15 protein-coding genes and 1 tRNA gene are annotated in these 15,949 nt (G+C 67.9%); 6 read left to right on the top strand and 10 right to left on the bottom strand.

What is annotated here, in order from left to right:
- Window positions 1-137: 137 nt before the first annotated feature.
- The gene (gene oxlT / locus ABNQ39_RS22860) at window positions 138-1,445 is read left to right on the top strand and encodes an oxalate/formate MFS antiporter (protein ID WP_376960830.1); all 1,308 of its coding nucleotides are present in this window, start codon (window positions 138-140) and stop codon (window positions 1,443-1,445) included.
- A gap of 80 nt (window positions 1,446-1,525) precedes the next feature.
- Here oxlT and ABNQ39_RS22855 read toward each other — a convergent pair whose 3' ends face one another.
- The 4 genes from ABNQ39_RS22855 to ABNQ39_RS22840 form a co-directional block, all read right to left on the bottom strand.
- Window positions 1,526-1,936 carry a flagellar basal body-associated FliL family protein gene (locus ABNQ39_RS22855; RefSeq protein ID WP_376960828.1) on the bottom strand — a complete coding sequence of 137 codons (411 nt, stop codon included), beginning with the start codon at window positions 1,934-1,936 and terminating at the stop codon, window positions 1,526-1,528.
- A gap of 203 nt (window positions 1,937-2,139) precedes the next feature.
- Window positions 2,140-3,048 (bottom strand): pantoate--beta-alanine ligase, encoded by a 909-nt coding sequence (gene panC, locus ABNQ39_RS22850; RefSeq protein ID WP_376960826.1) that lies wholly within the window; start codon window positions 3,046-3,048, stop codon window positions 2,140-2,142.
- A gap of 182 nt (window positions 3,049-3,230) precedes the next feature.
- Window positions 3,231-3,395: a sugar tyrosine-protein kinase gene (locus tag ABNQ39_RS22845; protein WP_098737443.1), complete on the bottom strand. Its 165-nt coding sequence runs from the start codon at window positions 3,393-3,395 to the stop codon at window positions 3,231-3,233.
- Between the two features lie 215 nt (window positions 3,396-3,610).
- Window positions 3,611-3,685: transfer RNA gene (locus ABNQ39_RS22840), tRNA-Val, on the bottom strand.
- Window positions 3,686-3,939: 254 nt separating this feature from the next.
- Between ABNQ39_RS22840 and ABNQ39_RS22835 the strand changes: the two genes are divergently transcribed.
- Window positions 3,940-4,770, top strand: coding sequence for a DUF3108 domain-containing protein (locus ABNQ39_RS22835; protein ID WP_376960824.1), 831 nt, complete (start codon window positions 3,940-3,942; stop codon window positions 4,768-4,770).
- On the opposite strand, the gene ABNQ39_RS22830 is transcribed toward ABNQ39_RS22835, so the two are convergent.
- Entirely contained in the window at window positions 4,715-4,981 is a 267-nt protein-coding gene (locus ABNQ39_RS22830; protein ID WP_376960822.1) for a hypothetical protein, read from the bottom strand. The two genes, ABNQ39_RS22835 and ABNQ39_RS22830, sit on opposite strands and share 56 nt — an antisense overlap.
- 502 nt (window positions 4,982-5,483) lie before the next feature.
- On the opposite strand from ABNQ39_RS22830, the gene ABNQ39_RS22825 reads away from it, so the two are divergent.
- The 4 genes from ABNQ39_RS22825 to ABNQ39_RS22810 all read left to right on the top strand — a co-directional run bounded on the left by ABNQ39_RS22825 (window position 5,484) and on the right by ABNQ39_RS22810 (window position 11,142).
- A complete protein-coding gene (locus ABNQ39_RS22825) occupies window positions 5,484-5,894 on the top strand; it encodes a hypothetical protein (protein WP_376960820.1) in 411 nt (136 codons plus the stop codon).
- A gap of 811 nt (window positions 5,895-6,705) precedes the next feature.
- Window positions 6,706-8,058: a bifunctional UDP-N-acetylglucosamine diphosphorylase/glucosamine-1-phosphate N-acetyltransferase GlmU gene (gene glmU / locus ABNQ39_RS22820; protein ID WP_376960818.1), complete on the top strand. Its 1,353-nt coding sequence runs from the start codon at window positions 6,706-6,708 to the stop codon at window positions 8,056-8,058.
- 66 nt (window positions 8,059-8,124) lie between these two features.
- Window positions 8,125-9,951: a glutamine--fructose-6-phosphate transaminase (isomerizing) gene (gene glmS / locus ABNQ39_RS22815; RefSeq protein WP_376960816.1), complete on the top strand. Its 1,827-nt coding sequence runs from the start codon at window positions 8,125-8,127 to the stop codon at window positions 9,949-9,951.
- Between the two features lie 738 nt (window positions 9,952-10,689).
- The gene (locus ABNQ39_RS22810) at window positions 10,690-11,142 is read left to right on the top strand and encodes a Rid family hydrolase (protein WP_376960814.1); all 453 of its coding nucleotides are present in this window, start codon (window positions 10,690-10,692) and stop codon (window positions 11,140-11,142) included.
- Window positions 11,143-11,145: 3 nt separating this feature from the next.
- Here the strand turns inward: ABNQ39_RS22810 and ABNQ39_RS22805 are convergent, their stop codons facing one another.
- From ABNQ39_RS22805 to ABNQ39_RS22785, 5 genes are all read right to left on the bottom strand, one after another.
- The gene (locus ABNQ39_RS22805; protein ID WP_376960812.1) at window positions 11,146-12,459 is read right to left on the bottom strand and encodes an amidase; all 1,314 of its coding nucleotides are present in this window, start codon (window positions 12,457-12,459) and stop codon (window positions 11,146-11,148) included.
- Window positions 12,460-12,563: 104 nt separating this feature from the next.
- Window positions 12,564-13,262: an RraA family protein gene (locus tag ABNQ39_RS22800; RefSeq protein ID WP_200190460.1), complete on the bottom strand. Its 699-nt coding sequence runs from the start codon at window positions 13,260-13,262 to the stop codon at window positions 12,564-12,566.
- Between the two features lie 20 nt (window positions 13,263-13,282).
- Entirely contained in the window at window positions 13,283-14,077 is a 795-nt protein-coding gene (locus ABNQ39_RS22795; protein ID WP_376960809.1) for an SDR family oxidoreductase, read from the bottom strand.
- 45 nt (window positions 14,078-14,122) lie between these two features.
- Window positions 14,123-14,980: an aspartate dehydrogenase gene (locus ABNQ39_RS22790; protein WP_376960807.1), complete on the bottom strand. Its 858-nt coding sequence runs from the start codon at window positions 14,978-14,980 to the stop codon at window positions 14,123-14,125.
- 65 nt (window positions 14,981-15,045) lie between these two features.
- The gene (locus ABNQ39_RS22785) at window positions 15,046-15,939 is read right to left on the bottom strand and encodes a polysaccharide deacetylase family protein (RefSeq protein ID WP_376960805.1); all 894 of its coding nucleotides are present in this window, start codon (window positions 15,937-15,939) and stop codon (window positions 15,046-15,048) included.
- Between the last annotated feature and the right edge of the window lie 10 nt (window positions 15,940-15,949).

Here is a 15,949-nt window from a genome sequence, read left to right as displayed (position 1 = left end):
AGGGAGCCTCAGCCCGTCGCCTTTTTCCGGACCGGACATGAAACAAACGATGCGGCCACGCGGGAGCCCGAGGTCCGGCAATCCGAACGAAACATGTCGCCGAACAGAACATGTCGGGTGCAATGGGGAGGAAGGACATGGTGCGTGACACGCACGGCAATACGGCCCAGGTCGCACCCTGGGGCGGGCGCTGGATGCAGCTGGCCATCGGCATCGTCTGCATGTCGATGATCGCCAACCTGCAATATGGCTGGACCCTGTTCGTCGAGCCGATCGACGACAAGCATGGCTGGGGTCGCACGGCGATCCAGGTCGCCTTCACCATCTTCATCGTCACCGAAACTTGGCTGGTGCCGGTCGAGGGCTGGTTCGTCGACAGGTTCGGTCCGCGCATCGTCGTGCTGGTGGGCGGCGCGCTGTGCGCCCTGTCCTGGGCCCTGAACGCGGTGGCGGATTCGCTGACCCTGCTCTATCTCGCCGCGGTGATCGGCGGCATCGGCGCCGGCGGCGTCTATGGCACCTGCGTCGGCAATGCGCTGAAATGGTTCCCCGACCGCCGCGGGCTGGCCGCCGGCCTGACCGCCGCCGGTTTCGGCGCCGGCTCCGCCCTCACCGTCGTGCCGATCGCCACCATGATCGAGACCTCCGGTTTCGAGAACACCTTCATGACCTTCGGGCTGGGCCAGGGGATGGTCATCCTGGTGCTGGCCTGGTTCATGGCCGACCCGCCGAAGCACGGCTATGGGCAGGCGCGCAACGGCTCCGCCCCGCAGCGCCGCCACTACACCCCGCAGGAGATGCTGCGGACGCCGGTCTTCTGGATCATGTACGGCATGTTCACCATGGTCGCCGGCGGCGGCCTGATGGTGACGGCCCAGCTCGGCCCCATCGCCACCGACATGGGGCTGATCGATGCCCCGGTCAGCATCCTTGGCCTGACCCTGCCGGCGCTGACCTTCGCGCTCTCCATCGACCGGGTGATGAACGGCATCACGCGGCCCTTCTTCGGCTGGGTGTCCGACCATATCGGGCGCGAGAACACCATGTTCATCGCATTCACCATCGAGGCGGTGGGCGTGATGGCGCTCAGCGCATACGGCGCCGACCCGGTCGCCTTCGTCATCCTGACCGGTCTGGTGTTCTTCGCCTGGGGCGAGATCTTCAGCCTGTTCCCGGCCTGCTGCGGCGACACCTTCGGCTCGCGCTTCGCCGCCACCAACGCCGGGCTTCTCTACACCGCCAAGGGCGTCGCCGCCCTGCTGGTGCCGGTCGGCAACCTGATGGTCGAGGCGACCGGCAGCTGGCAGACCGTCTTCTACAGCGTCGCCATCGTCAACGCGCTGGCCGCCTTCCTCGCCCTGTTCGTCCTGAAGCCGCTGCGCGCCCGCTATGTCGCGGCGGCCACCAGCGCGCCCCCGCGCCTGACCACCCGGCTGGCCGACTGAAAGCCAACCGAGCAACGGCAAGAGCCGCCCGGCCTCTGCGGACAGTCCGCGGGGGCCGGGCTTCTTTTTTGGGGGGCGTGCTATCTGACCACCATCCGGTCGAGCAGGATTTCTCTCACCCGCACGCCGCGCAGTTCGCGGTCGAGGACTCCGGCAATCGTGCTCTTCATCAGCATCGCCCCGTCGGCCCCGGTCAGCTGCTGCGGGTCGAGCTGGCGCATGCGGTCGGACAGCCGGTCGGTGATGCGGGGAACATAGGGGTCGGCCACCTTGCCGTCCACCGACGGGTCGATCTCCAGCAGCACCTTGACGTCCACCATCCGGGCACCGTTGCCGCCCAGGCTGAAGGTCATCAGCGGCAGCGCCGCGTATTTCTTGTCGGGTCCCAGCTGTGTCTGGGAAGCTGGGGAACGGTTGCGGGTGGCAACCAAAGCGGCGGTGGCCCCCAACGCCGCCAGCACCAGCAGCAGGCCGGTCAGAAGGATTGGCATCAGGGAAACCGTTTCCCCCTGCCGGTTGCGACGAACGAGCCGCAAAGTGGCCTTTCCGCCCCCATCGCGGGGGCCACGAAACCCATCGGGGATCCTGCCCGTCCGGGAATGCTAGGCGCACAACAAATGCCGGTCAAATGCCGATCATGCCGGCAACTGCCGATGTTCAGGCCGCCAATGCCGGGGCCCCACTCTTCGGCCGGTCAGCCGGCGGGGATCACCGGCACATTGTCGATCAGCCGGGCCTTGCCCATCCAGGCGGCGGCCAGCAGGCGGGCCGGCCGAGCAACGGCGGTCACCGGCTCCAGCGTTTCGGCGTCGCGCAGCTCGACATAATCGATGGTGCCGAAGCCGGCCTCGGCAATGCGGCCGCGGATGCCGGTCAGCGCGCCGTCGACCTCCGCCCCTGCCGCCAGCGCGGCGGCGGCGGCGGTCAGCGCCCGGTTCAGTTCGGGTGCGCGGGCACGCTCGTCGGCGCTGAGATAGGCGTTGCGCGAGGACATGGCGAGCCCGTCGGCCTCGCGCACCGTCGGCAGCCCTTCGACCCGGACGGGAATGTCGAGGTCGCGGGTGAAGCGGCGGATCACCATCAGCTGCTGATAGTCTTTCTCGCCGAACACCGCCACGTCGGGCAGGGCCTGGAGGAACAGCTTGGTCACCACCAGCGCCACGCCGCCGAACATCTGCGGCCGGAAGGTCCCGCACAGCCCCTCCGCCGGACCGCCGACCGAAATGGCGGTGGCGAAGCCCTGCGGATACATGGCGCGCACGGTCGGCGCGTAGAGCGCGTGGCAGCCGGCCGAGGCCAGCTTGGCGGCATCGCCGCCTTCATCGCGCGGGTAGCGGTCGAAATCCTCGTGCGGGGCGAACTGGGTCGGGTTCACGAAGACGCTGGCGACCACCCGGTCGGCCAGCTCGCGACCGCGCCGGATGAGGCCCAGATGGCCGTCATGCAGGGCGCCCATGGTCGGCACCAGTGCGACGGTCAGCCCTTCCCGGCGCCAGGCGGCGACCTGGGACCGCAGATCCTCGACCGTCCGCAGGATCGGCAGGGTGCCGGCGGACAGGGTGCCGATCGGATTGGAAGACGACGGGGCGGCGGTCGGTGTCATGGCGTCGGTCCTTGGCACAGCGAAACGGGCGCTGGATACCCCGACGGACCGTTCCTGTCCAGAAAAGCTTTCCGCAGGACAGACTGTTGCCGAACCGTCATGGTTCGGCACCCGCGGCGGAGAGGGCGACCTCCCTCTCCGCCGCGGTTTCGGATCGGCGCCTGGCTATCGGCGCCTGGCTATCAACGCTTGAAGGTGATGCCGACCAGATAGGCCAGATTCGCCCAAGCCAGCAGCGTCGCCAGCAGCGCGGTGAAGGACGGCACCAGGATAACCGAACCGATGATGACGGCCAGGACGGCGACCAGCAGGGCGAGAGACAGCAAAGCGATACGGGTATCGTCCATGTGAGTTGCTTTCCGAAGCGGGTGACAGGGATGGCGTCCTGTCTAGCCCATTGCAGCGCAAAAGGGGCTGATCTGCGTCAATCGACCGCGGGATCGCCACTCACATAAGGATTTTACGATATTGGCTTTCCCGCTTCGCGCCTGCGCGGGCAAATCCCGTCGGCCGGGGGCGGAAAGCAAAAAAGGCTCCGGACAATCGTCCGAAGCCTTTTTAATGGTGGGCGCGACAGGGATTGAACCTGTGACCCTTCGCGTGTGAAGCGAATGCTCTCCCGCTGAGCTACGCGCCCGAACCTTGAAACTCTGTACCGAACTCTTTTGCGTCGCGACCGTCTTTCGTCGGCCCCGCCGCTGCGGTGGGCGGGTTTCTACGGCCTTCCCCACCGGGTGTCAAGCGCCAGATTCATCCCCATCTTAAAAAAGATTGCCCACCCGAAACGATGCCCCCGAAACGATGCGACGACCGCAGGAGCTTTGGACCGTGCCCCAGCCCAGCCCCCGCCGCCTTCCACGCCACCTCCGCCACCCTGCCCGGACAGCCCTGATGGCGGCCGGCCTTTCCCTGCCCCTGCTTCCCCTGACGATGGCCGCAGCATCGGCGGAACCGGTGAAGGCGACCTACCGGGTCTTCGTCGGCGGGGTGACCGCGCTGGATGTGACTGCGACGCTGGACGTGGCCGGCGACCGCTACCGCATCGCCGTGTCGGCGGTAACCGGCGGCACCATCGGCCGGCTGTTCAGCTGGCGCACCGACTCCGAGAGCGACGGTCATGTCCGCGGCGACGATCTGCGGCCGGACAGCCACCGCCAGACCAGCCTGCTGCGCGGCGAACCGCGCAACGTCACGCTGACCTACGGACCCCAGGGCGACGTCTCCACCAGCGTCACGCCGCCGGCGGACAAGGACGACCGCGAGCCGGTGCCGCCGGACCTGCAGCGCGGCACGCTGGATCCGCTGACCGCCGTGCTCGACCTGCTGTTCGCGGTGGGGGCGAGCGAGGGCTGCGACCGGTCGCTGCCGGTGTTCGACGGCCGCCGCCGCTACGACATGGTGTTCAGCGAGGTGGGGCGGCGGATCGTCGACCCGTCGCGCTACTCGATCTTCTCCGGCGTCGCCCAGCAATGCCGGGTAAGCTACAAGCCGGTGGCCGGCTATGCCCGGTCATCGTCGAGTGGCCGCTTCTGGCAGCGCACCAACCCTGCCGACCGGCCGCCGGTCAATCTGTGGCTGGCTCCGGTCGCCGCCGGCTCTCCGCCGCTGCCCGTCCGGCTGGAGACGGACAGCGATTTCGGCAGCGTGGTGGTCCACCTGACCGGGGTCACGCCGCCAGCGGCAGACCGCCGGACCGGAACCTCGCCGCAGACTGTGCGCTGACCGTGGCAGCCGGCCCGGCCGGTCCCGTTGTGGAGCGGGTGTCCAGGATCAGGTCGGACAGCGCGATGCCGGCCCGCCGCGCCGCGTCGCTCAGCGCCGTGGCCGACGGCCAGAGGAAACAGCCTTCCAGCTCGAGCATCCTGCCGTCCAGCAACGCCGCAAAGCCGCCCAGTTTGCCCATATGAACGATCCGAGCCATGCGAGAGGCCATGGTGGATTTCCTTCCCATCGGCTGCCGCCGTGACGCGGGCCGGACAACGGCGAAGCACGCCGCCGTCCGACCCGCACCCGGCAGGTTTTTGATTGATTGTCGTGCCTGCCGGCTGCGGCCAACGTCAGCAGCAGGACGGTGAAAGCCAGCGAGCCGGCCGTCAGGGCATCATCCTGCATCATGGCGCGTCCTCCCCCGGATCGGCGTCCCGTCGCCCGGCAGCGCCGGATCGACCCTTGTCAGTCTAGGGGCTTTGCGGGTCCGGCACGCGAGTCCTGAGGGATACCCCTTCCGTTCAAAGGGATAGTATCGGTGTATGTGTCCGTCGGCATCCGTATACAGATCGCCCCTGTGTTGGTGAGCGGCACGCCCTGAACCTACCGACGGTTGAAGCCATCACAGGTTAATGACAAAATTGAGACCGCGTGCAATATCGCGCCAGCCCACGAGTTACCGTCTCTGGAAATGTTCCGGACCACTCAAGGCTGGAGGGCATCGCACAGTGCCGGCGATCAAAGGGAACACTGTGGTTGTGTTGGAGCAGAACGCGGTTCTGCGCCTTGGCATCGAAGCATTGCTGGAGTCCTGGGGATGCCAAGTCGTTTCCGGCGACAACCTGGATGACATCATTGCAGACACCAGGGCGGACAATCTCCGTCCGACGGTGTTGCTTCTTCCTCCGACGAACGGCCAGGAGACCGGCGACCAGCTGGCCAGCCGCTTCGAAGCCGAAATCGGCTATCCCCTGCCGTGGATTGGCATCACCGGAGATTCCAGCCTTCTCCAGCGCTGGAAAGCCGGTGGGTTCAGCGGAATCCTGCTGGAAATGCCCTGCTCGCCCGAGACGCTCCGGGCTGCCCTGCTCAAGGCACTGCGGCAGAAGCACGGATCTTCCAGCCCCCCCACAGCCTGAAAACTCTCTGCACCGGGCATCGCGATATTCGGCCCTTCGTGCAGGACCGACCCCAGGCAGCCCGCCTGACCGTGCGCCCCGGCTCCGGTCAGGTTTCCGGCTGCGCCCTGCATGGCGCCCCCGGCCAGACGTCATCGGACCTCGCCAAGCAAATGGCAGGATGACTATGACGGCTCTGCGATCCAGGCTACCCAGAAAAAGACCGATAGCCGGCTGTGGGTACCATGCCGCGCGGACCTAAAGGCCGAGTTGACGCAGGGGAAGCGAAACGCTACTTGGGTGACAATACTGTTCAATCCCGCTTCCGAACAGCCACAGGACAGAATAGGATTTGGCGGCGCCCCACTCCTGCCAAGAAAAGATCATATGGAACCGAAAGGAAACATTTCCGTGGTCTGTGAAAGGCATCATCCTCTCTGCCGAAAGAATTCGGCCGTCCCGCTCTGGAGATCGCAGCCGTCATCGGATACATGTCACTGAAAGATCCCCGAGTTCCATCAGGTTGGTCAGACCGGCGGGAACGGGTGACCGCAGCCATCGCGAAGCCGCAGAACGACCGACGGAAGCCATAGGAAATCGGGCGGTTAACCCGTTGAAACTATTTGTTTATTGCAGATTGAAACAAAAGTTGACTTGGGCTTCCATGCTGTGCTGTGGCACACCAGTCTTGGAAATGCGGATGGTTCGGCGCCCACTCCGGAAAAAGCGCCGCCCTCTCCAGCAGTGATGTCTTAACGTTTACCGGCTCAAGTACGGCGCCTTCATCGACCGGCTTTCCCTTCCACTTCAAGGCTCGACCAGGAACATCACCATGGCCCATCGTCCGCTCGCCTGCGTGATCCTCGCCGCCGGCAAGGGCACGCGCATGAAATCCGATCTGCCCAAGGTGCTGCACCGGGTTGCCGGCCGGCCGATGGTCGGGCATGTGCTGGCCGCGGTGAAGACGCTCGATCCCGACCATGTCGTCGTCGTGGTCGGCCCTGGCATGGACAGCGTGGCCGCCGCCGTCGCCCCCTACCCCACCGCGGTCCAGCACGAGCAGCGCGGCACCGCCGACGCCGTGCGCGCCGCCTTCGGCCTGCTGGAGGGCTTCACCGGCGACGTCATCGTGCTGTACGGCGACACGCCGCTGGTGACGCCGGACACGCTGCGCGCGCTGGTGCAGGCGCGCCGGCAGGCGGCCGACCCGGCCGTGGTGGTGCTGGGCATGCGCCCCGACGATCCCGGCGCCTATGGCCGCCTGATCCTGAACGCCCGCGGCGGGCTGGAGAAGATCGTCGAGTATCTCGACGCCAGCGAGGAGGAGCGCGCGGTCACCCTGTGCAACGCCGGCCTGATGGCGTTCGACGGTGCGCGCATGGTCGACCTGATCGGCAGCGTCGGCAACGACAACGCCAAGTCCGAATATTACCTGACCGACGTGGTCCAGATCGCGCGCCGCGCCGGCATGGCCTGCGCCGTGGTGGAGGCCGCCCCGGCCGAGGTGGTCGGCGTCAATTCCCGTGCTGAACTGGCGGAGGTGGAGAAGCTGCTGCAACGCCGCCTGCGCAAGGTGGCGATGGACAATGGCGCCACGCTGATCGACCCCGACAGCACCTTCCTCAGCGTCGACACCCGGCTCGGCCGTGACGTGGTGGTCGGCCCCGGCTGCTTCTTCGGCGCCGGGGTGACGGTCGGCGACCGGGTGGAAATCAAGCCCTACTGCCATCTGGAAGGCGTGCGCATCGACAGCGGCGCCGTCATCGGCCCCTATGCCCGGCTGCGGCCGGGGGCGGAGATCGGCCCGGACGCCCACATCGGCAACTTCGTCGAGGTGAAGAACGCGGTGATCGAGGCCGGGGCAAAGGCCAACCACCTGACCTACATCGGCGACGCGCGGGTCGGGGCCAAGGCCAACATCGGCGCCGGCACCATCACCTGCAATTACGACGGCTTCTCCAAGAGCCGGACGGAGATCGGTGCCGGAGCCTTCATCGGCTCGAACAGCGCCCTGGTCGCCCCGGTCGTCATCGGCGACGGCGCCATCGTCGGCGCCGGCAGCGTGGTGACGATGGCGGTGGAGGCCGACGCGCTGGTGGTCGCCCGTGGCAACCAGAAGGCGTACGCCGGCTGGGCAAGGCGCTTCCGCGAACGGAAGCAAAACGAGAAAGCAAAAAAGGCGTAGGATCGGTCCGGGATCCGTTTCTCTCCGGCTCGTCAGCCGGCACCTTTTTCCAGGAGCATCAGGTCCATGTGCGGCATCATCGGCATCAACGGCATCCACGACGCGTCCCCCCGGTTGGTGGAGGGCCTGCGCCGGCTCGAATACCGCGGCTATGACAGCGCGGGCGTCGCCACCCTGGTGAACGGCCATATCGAGCGCCGCCGCGCCGAGGGCAAGCTGGTCAACCTGGACATGAAGCTGCGCGACCAGCCGCTGTCCGGGACCGTCGGCATCGGCCACACCCGCTGGGCGACGCACGGCGGCCCGACCGAGAACAACGCGCATCCGCACGCCACCAAGCGTGTTGCCGTCGTCCACAACGGCATCATCGAGAATTACCAGGAGCTGAAGGACGAGCTGACCGGCCACGGCTATGTCTTCGAAAGCGCCACCGACACTGAGGTGATCGTCCACCTCGTCACCTATTACCTGGACCAGCAGGGCATGACGCCGGTCCAGGCCTCTGCCGCCGCCTTCAAGCGCTTCACCGGCGCCTTCGCCCTGGTGCTGATCTTCGCCGGCGAACATGAGCTGATGATCGGCGCCCGCCACGGCACGCCGCTGGCCGTCGGCTATGGCGACGGCGAGATGTATCTGGCATCGGACGCCTTCGCGCTGGCGCCGCTGACCAACCGCATCTGCTATCTGGAGGACGGCGACTGGGTCGAGGTCAGCCGCACCGCCGCCATCGTCCACGACGCCTCCGACACGGTGGTGGAGCGTCCGGTGAAGACCACGGCGGTGTCCGGAGCCCTGATCGGCAAGGACGGCTACCGCCACTACATGCTCAAGGAAATCTACGAGCAGCCGCAGGTCATCGGCGACACGCTGAATGCCTACATCAACCCGGAGACCGGCACCTTCACCCTGCCGGACTTCCCCTTCGACCTAGCCGGCGCGTCGAAGCTGACCATCGTCGCCTGCGGCACCGCCTATTACGCCGGCTTCGTCGCCAAATACTGGTTCGAGACGCTGGCGCGCATCCCGGTCGAGGTCGACATCGCGTCGGAGTTCCGCTACCGCGAGGCGCCGCTGCCGCCGGGCGGCATCGCCCTGTTCATCTCGCAGTCGGGCGAGACGCTGGATACGCTGGAGGCCCTGCGCTACTGCAAGCGCCAGGGCCAGAAGATCCTGTCGATCGTCAATGCGCCGGAGAGCACCATCGCGCGGGAATCCGACGCGGTGCTCTACACGATGGCGGGGCCGGAGATCGGCGTGGCCTCGACCAAGGCCTTCACCACCCAGCTGACCACGCTAGCCTGCCTTGCCGTCACCGTCGGCCGTGCCCGCGGCGCCATCGACCAGGAGCGGATGCAGCAGATCGCCCACGCGCTGCGCGAAGTGCCGGCCCGCGCCGCCGACGTGCTGGCCCATGACGAGCGGCTGAAGGAACTGGCACAGGAGGTGTCGGAGGCCCGCGACGTGCTGTATCTCGGCCGCGGCGCCATGTATCCGCTGGCCCTGGAAGGCGCGTTGAAGCTGAAGGAGATCAGCTACATCCACGCCGAGGGCTACGCCGCCGGCGAGCTGAAGCACGGCCCCATCGCGCTGATCGACGACAATGTCCCGGTGATCGTGCTGGTGCCGTCCGACGCCCTGTTCGAAAAGGTCGTGTCGAACGTGCAGGAAGTCTGCGCGCGGTCGGGCAAGGTGCTGCTGCTGGCCGACCGGAAAGGCATCGACAAGCTGAAGGACAAGGTCCGCTGGTCGGTCGAGCTGCCCGCCTGCGACCCGCTGGTCGCCCCGCTGCTCTACGCCATCCCGGTGCAGCTGTTGGCCTATCACACGGCCGTGCTGAAAGGCACCGACGTGGACCAGCCTCGCAATCTGGCAAAGAGCGTTACGGTGGAGTAGGCGGGGTTTCTCCGTGAATACTGTTGTTCGCGGAGAATGAAGTCTGAGCATGGTCAATAAAGTTTGCACCTGCCGCCGGGCCAGACGGTAATGCAGACACAAAACTTTGCGCATGCTTGAGCTTTGCAGCGCTCCCGGGAAAGCGTGTCCTCAGTTGAGGAAACGCCTTCCCAGGGGCGAGCATGGCTCGCAATCGTTGTGGCTTCGAAGAAGACAAGGTCACGCTTTTCTATAAGGAAGGTCGTGGTAGCGATCGTGGGGCCGACTACAATCCTTGGTTCACCGTTTGTGATGCACCATCGGGTGGACGCTCGCATCGGCCGCATGGCCTCAAGGCTGGCCGCATCCATCCTCTGAACACCTCGATAAACCACCTTTGCACGCACGTTGAGGGCGACGAAAGAGCCGCCCGTGTGGAGAATCGGGGTCCTTTGGAGGTTGAACTCCCGACTTTTGCTGAAAATTTGTAGATTTGCGGCGTTTTCGGCGCCACACGTGTCCAGTTTGACCCTCAAGCCAGATCAGACGTGCGAACGACTGGCCATGCCTTGCACCGACGGCCGATTGGGGGCGGGACTGAGCGGTCGCAGCGCTGAAAGATGCCAAGTGGCCCGCCACTCGAATCAGCATGCATGAGCAACGGTCATGCATGGAGGCCGGATAAGTCGCTTGTGGAAAGCCGGCGGGATGAAGAGGTTTGGGCCGAGCTTTTCCGCATCGACGATTGGAGACAGTGCCTTGGCAAAGGGAATTGAACGATACCCGCTGGATGAGTCCTCGCCCTACCGGACCCAATTCCTGGAATCGGTGCGGGTGCCGGTCGATGGTACCGAGTTCCTGATGCTGAGCGGGCTGACGCCGCCTGTCATCGACGGCTCCGTGCCGAGCGACCGCGTCGAGGCCTATGGCGACACGGAGGTCCAGACCCGCAACATCTTAACGCAGCTGAAAGCCACGCTGGAGCGGCGCAGCTATGGCCTGAATGACGTGGTCAAGGTCCAGGCCTTCCTCGTCGGCGATGCGCGGATGGGCGGGCAGGCAGATTTCCAGGGTTTTTCCCGCGCCTACGCCGAGGTGTTCGGCACCGCCGGGACCCCGAACATTCCGGTGCGCACCCGTGTGCAGGTGGCCGGGCTGGTGGAGCCGGGCTGGCTGGTGGAGATCGAGGCGATGGCCGCCAAGGCGGGGTGAGGGTCAGAGCGGCATTCCGCCGAACCGCTCGGCGATGGTCAGGACCAGATCGTCCGCGCCCGGCCGCCCGACGATCTGGACCCCCACCGGCATCCCGTTGCCGTCGCGCCCGGCCGGCAGCGACAGCGCCGGCAGGCCGAGCAGGCTGAAGGGGCGGTTGAAGCGCAGGAAGGCCAGGGTGGTGGCACCGGCAATGGTCAAATCGTCGTCGTCGACCCCATCCAGACGCGGGGCCGGCCCGCCGATCACCGGACAGAGCAATACGTCCGCGGCAGCGAAAGCGCCCTCGATCACCGCCGTCCGATGGGCCTCGCGGTCGCGCAATGCCTGATCGTAGGCGTCGCGCCCCACCTCGGCCGCCGCGACCAGACGCCGCCGCACCGCCGCCGGGTACCAGTCCGGACGCTCGGCCAGCGCCGTCCGGTGCAAAGCCGACGCCTCGAACGAGGTGATGGTGCCGGCGCAGGCGTTCAGCGCGTCGAGCGGCGGCAGGGCGACCTCGGCCGCCACCGCTCCGTCCCCGGTCATCCGGTGCAGGACGGACCGGATAACCGCGGCGACCTCCGGATCGACGCCGGTGCGAAGCCATTCCGCCGGCAGACCGACACGCAAAGGGCCGGCACGCAGAGGACAATCGCGTTGTTCCCTGGCGTGTTGTTCCCTGGACACCGGATCGCGCACCACGGCGAACACCGCGCGCAGCAGGGCGGGATCCCGGGCGATGAGGCCGATGACGTCCTGCGACGGCGACAGCGGCGCGATGCCGGGATCGCTGACGGCTCCGGCCGTCGGCTTGAAGCCGAGGACGCCGCACAGGGCGGCCGGGATGCGCACCGATCCGCCGGTGTCGGTGCCGAGCGCGAAGGGCACGATGCCGGCCGCGACCGCCGCCGCCGACCCGCTCGATGACCCGCCGACGGCGAACCGCGCATCCACCGGGTTCAGCACCCGCCCGAAATAGGGATTGAGCCCAGTGGCGGCATAGCAGTGCGGATCGAGGTTCAACGCCCCGATGGCGATGGCTCCGGCCGCCGCCAGACGGTCGAGCGCCACGCTGGTCCGCGCCCCACCCCAGCGGTAGCCGTGCCCAACCCCCACCGTCGGCTGCCGCCCGGCGGTGACGAACACATCCTTGTGGGCGAAGGGCAGCCCCCAGAGCGCCGGTCGCGGACCGTCCGCCGAAACCGCCGACAGGGCCCGCGCCCGCTCCTCCGCATCGGGGAACAGCTCGATGAAGGCGTTGAGCCGGCTGGCGCGCGCCGCGGCCAGGGCGGCTGCGACGGCCCGGGCGGGGTCGCGGGGAGACGCGGCGGTCATGCTTGGGCCCTCTACAACAATGGTGCCGCGGCGCGGGGGGATGGCGGCGATCCCGGAACGGCCCCGTCTCCGGCAGGCGGAAAACGGGGCCGCCCGGCGGGGCGTCAGACGTGGCCGTAGCGTTCCAGCGCCTGCGCCAGGGTCAGGCCGTTCGACAGCTCCTCGCGGATGCGGATCTCGGTCGCGGTCAGCGCCTCCGATTCCGCCAGCACCTGTGGAACGATGGCCGCCGGGATGGCGAGCGCGCCGTCCTCGTCGGCCAGGATGAAGTCGCCCGGCTCGATCCTCACGCGCTCCACCGTGGCCCCGCGCAGGAAGACCGGAACCTGCCAGGCGTTGACCTTCCAGCGGCCGATAGACTGCACGGGCGTGCGGTAGCGGGCGTAGACCGGGAAGCCGTGATGGCCAAGCCAGCGCACGTCGCGGATGCCGCCGTCGACCAGCGCGCCGGTGCTGCCGCGTTCCTTCATGCCGATGGCGATCAGCTCGCCGAAATAGCAGATGCCGTCGCCGTCGCCGCTCCACACCGACACCTCGCCGGGCGACAGCCCCTGGCAGGCCGCCATCTTGTCGGCGTCGCCGCCCAGCGGATAGGGGGTCATCTGGCCGCGAATGGTGTAGGCCCAGCCGGCCAGCCGCCCGGCGGTGGCGGGATAGGGCATGAATTCCGCCGCCAGCCCCTGGTCGGGCCAGCCCATCACGTCGAGCACGTCGGCGACGTTGGAGGTGTCGACGGCCAGGAAGCGGGTGCGGATGTCCTCGCGCTCTGCGGCGGAAAGGACCGTGTCGGTGCTGCTGCTCATGCTGGGGATCCTTCGGACTGTCAGATGCTGGGGATGTAGCCGCCGTCCACCCGCAGGGTGGAGCCGGTGACGTAGGCGGCGCGCTCGCTGGCCAGGAAGGCGACGGCGTCGGCGTATTCGCGGGGCTCGCCGTAGCGGGCCATCGGGATGGCGGCGGTGCTCTCGGCGACGATTTCGGCGACCGGCCGGTTCTCGCGTGCCGCCTTGCTCTCGTCCAGGAAGCGGATGCGGTCGGTGGCGATGCGGCCGGGCAGGACGACGTTGACGGTCACGCCGTCGGCCGCCACCTCGCGGGCCAGCGACTTGGACCAGCCGACCAAGGACAGGCGCAGCGCGTTGGACAAGGCGAGGTTGGGGATCGGCGCGACGACGCCCGACGAGGCGCTGGTGACGATCCGGCCCCAGCGCCGCGTCCGCATGCCGGGCAACACCCGGTCGGTGATGCGGATGACCGACAGCACCATCGCCTCGAACTGCGCGGTCCAGATCTTCGGATCGACGCCGCTGGCCGGCGATGGCGGCGGGCCGCCGGTGTTGTTGACCAAGATGTCGATTCCGCCGAACCGCTCCTCGGCTAGGGCGACGTTGCGGTCGGTGGCGGTAGCGTCGCCGAGATCCCAGACGATGGGGAGGCAGGGTGCGCCGCCGCCGGCAATTTCGGTGAGAGCGGCGCTGGTGGCGGTGAGCGACGGCGCGTCGCGGTCGGCGATGACGAGGTTGGCGCCTTCGCGCGTCAACCCCAAGGCGATGGCGCGGCCGAGCCCGCCCCCGGCGCCCAGCACCAGCGCGGTGCGGCCGGAAAGTCCGAGATCCATGACGAATCCCCCTTCTGTTTTTCGTTTCTTACTGAAATCAGACGTTCAGGAGCCGACGCGCAGCGGCGCGCGCAGCTTGCGCAGATAGGCCAGCACCGACAGGGCGGTGATGCGGCCGGTCTTCGGGTTGTCGGTCGGGATGTTCTCGATGGCCATGGTGAAGGTCGCCGAATCCGCCTCGACCTCGATGCGGTGGGTGTTGCGCTCCAGCGCCGGATCGGCCCAGATCTCCAGCGTCGTGCGGTCGGGGCCGATGCCGGCCAGCGACAGCGCCACCGCCACGTTCAGGTTGGCCGGGAAGCCGACCGCCGCCTCGCGCGGGGTGCCGTGGAAGATGCGCAGCGGCCCGGTGATGTCCTCGATGGCGATGCCGTTCTCGACCAGATAGGGGGCGCCGACCAGCCCGCGCACCGGCTTGCGCGTCACCATGCGCACGGCGCGGATTTCCCCCTCCGCCGCCGCCGTCACCGCGTCGAGCCCGAGCAGCGCCCCGGTCGGCACGACGATCTGTCCGCCATGGGCGCGGGCGGTGGCGACCAGCCCCTCGTTAGCCAGCAGGGCGCCGGAGCTGAGCACCACCGCCGTCTTGCCGGCGCGGAGGAACGGCTCGACGATGGCCGGAAGCAGCGCTGCGGGGGCGCATTCGACGACGAGGTCGGCGAGCGGCTCCAGTTCGGCGATGTCCACCACCGGCACCGGATGGGCCAGGGCGGACAGGCGGTCCGCCGCCGCCGCCTTGTCGCGGGCCGAGACGGCGGTCAGGACGCAGCCGTCGAGCCCCTCGTCGAGCGCCTCGACGATCTTCAGCCCGACGGCGCCGAGGCCGGCGACGGCGACCCGCAGGGGAGGCAGAGCGCGGGCGTGCGCCGGGTTTTGCGACAGCCCAAGGGGCGTCTCAGTCATGATGGAACCTTTCGGATGGGAGCCGGCCCGAGGGGGCCGGCGTCAGGAACGGGTCAGGGACCGGTTCAGGGGGTGGTGGCGGCCGGCGGCGGCATCAGACCGGCGAAATGGTCGGCGATCTGGCCGGCGGTGGCGAACCAGACCTCGTCGCGATGGGCGTCGAGATGCTCCAGCACCCGGCGGAACTGCTTGATGCGGAAGGGCTGGCCGACGATGAAGCTGTGGATGGTGATGCCGTAGGCGAGCGGCTGGTCCTTCGACTGGCGCAGCATCTCGTCGAAATTGTCGATGGCCATATCGGCGAAGGCCGGTGCCGTACCGTCATGCAGGACCACCATCGGCACGTCGTTCACCTCGTGCGGATAGGGCACGCTCAGCAGCGGCCCGCCGGTGGTCCGCATCCACACCGGCTGGTCGTCCATCGGCCAGTCCAGCGTGTAGCGGTAGCCGGCCTCGGCCAGCAGATCCTCGGTGTTGGCGCTGGGATGGGCGCCGGGGCTCATCCAGCCGGCGGGGGGCTGGCCCTCGTGGCGGCGGATGGCCTCGGTCGCCTCGGCGATCAGGCGGCGCTCCTCCTCCAGGCCCATGCCGTTCTGATGCTCGCCGTTGGTGCGGCCATGGGCGACGATCTCGTCGCCGCGGTTCCTCAGTGCCGCGACCAGCTCCGGGCAATGCTCGTAGCATTCGGTGTTGAGCAGCACCGTCAGCGGCAGGCGGTGGGCGTCGAACAGGTCGATCAGCCGCCAGCCGCCGACCCGGTTGCCGTATTCCCGCCACGCCCAATTGTAGCTGTTGGGGTGGCTCAGCCCCGGCGAATAGGGCAGGCCAAGGCCGCTGCCATAGGGGAAATGCTCGACGCAGAGCGCCACATAGACGGCCAGCCGCTTGCCCCCCGGCCAGGAGAAGTCGGGACGGTCGGTGATGGCGGAATAGGGAAAGCGGTTGTGAGAGGGGAGCATCGCTTGTCCT

Origin of the sequence: Azospirillum sp. A26, from assembly GCF_042604635.1 — a bacterium.
GTDB lineage: Bacteria > Pseudomonadota > Alphaproteobacteria > Azospirillales > Azospirillaceae > Azospirillum > Azospirillum palustre.
The sequence above is the reverse complement of the archived record's forward strand: the minus strand, read 5'-3'. Positions and strand labels throughout refer to the sequence as shown.

Bases quoted from the DNA above. Each gene is read 5' to 3' on its own strand.
- oxlT (WP_376960830.1), top strand. From the start codon at position 138: ATGGTGCGTGACACGCACGGCAATACGGCCCAGGTCGCACCCTGGGGC.
- ABNQ39_RS22855 (WP_376960828.1), bottom strand. From the start codon at position 1,936: ATGCCAATCCTTCTGACCGGCCTGCTGCTGGTGCTGGCGGCGTTGGGG.
- panC (WP_376960826.1), bottom strand. From the start codon at position 3,048: ATGACACCGACCGCCGCCCCGTCGTCTTCCAATCCGATCGGCACCCTG.
- ABNQ39_RS22845 (WP_098737443.1), bottom strand. From the start codon at position 3,395: ATGGACGATACCCGTATCGCTTTGCTGTCTCTCGCCCTGCTGGTCGCC.
- ABNQ39_RS22835 (WP_376960824.1), top strand. From the start codon at position 3,940: ATGGCGGCCGGCCTTTCCCTGCCCCTGCTTCCCCTGACGATGGCCGCA.
- ABNQ39_RS22830 (WP_376960822.1), bottom strand. From the start codon at position 4,981: ATGGCCTCTCGCATGGCTCGGATCGTTCATATGGGCAAACTGGGCGGC.
- glmU (WP_376960818.1), top strand. From the start codon at position 6,706: ATGGCCCATCGTCCGCTCGCCTGCGTGATCCTCGCCGCCGGCAAGGGC.
- glmS (WP_376960816.1), top strand. From the start codon at position 8,125: ATGTGCGGCATCATCGGCATCAACGGCATCCACGACGCGTCCCCCCGG.
- ABNQ39_RS22805 (WP_376960812.1), bottom strand. From the start codon at position 12,459: ATGACCGCCGCGTCTCCCCGCGACCCCGCCCGGGCCGTCGCAGCCGCC.
- ABNQ39_RS22800 (WP_200190460.1), bottom strand. From the start codon at position 13,262: ATGAGCAGCAGCACCGACACGGTCCTTTCCGCCGCAGAGCGCGAGGAC.
- ABNQ39_RS22795 (WP_376960809.1), bottom strand. From the start codon at position 14,077: ATGGATCTCGGACTTTCCGGCCGCACCGCGCTGGTGCTGGGCGCCGGG.
- ABNQ39_RS22790 (WP_376960807.1), bottom strand. From the start codon at position 14,980: ATGACTGAGACGCCCCTTGGGCTGTCGCAAAACCCGGCGCACGCCCGC.
- ABNQ39_RS22785 (WP_376960805.1), bottom strand. From the start codon at position 15,939: ATGCTCCCCTCTCACAACCGCTTTCCCTATTCCGCCATCACCGACCGT.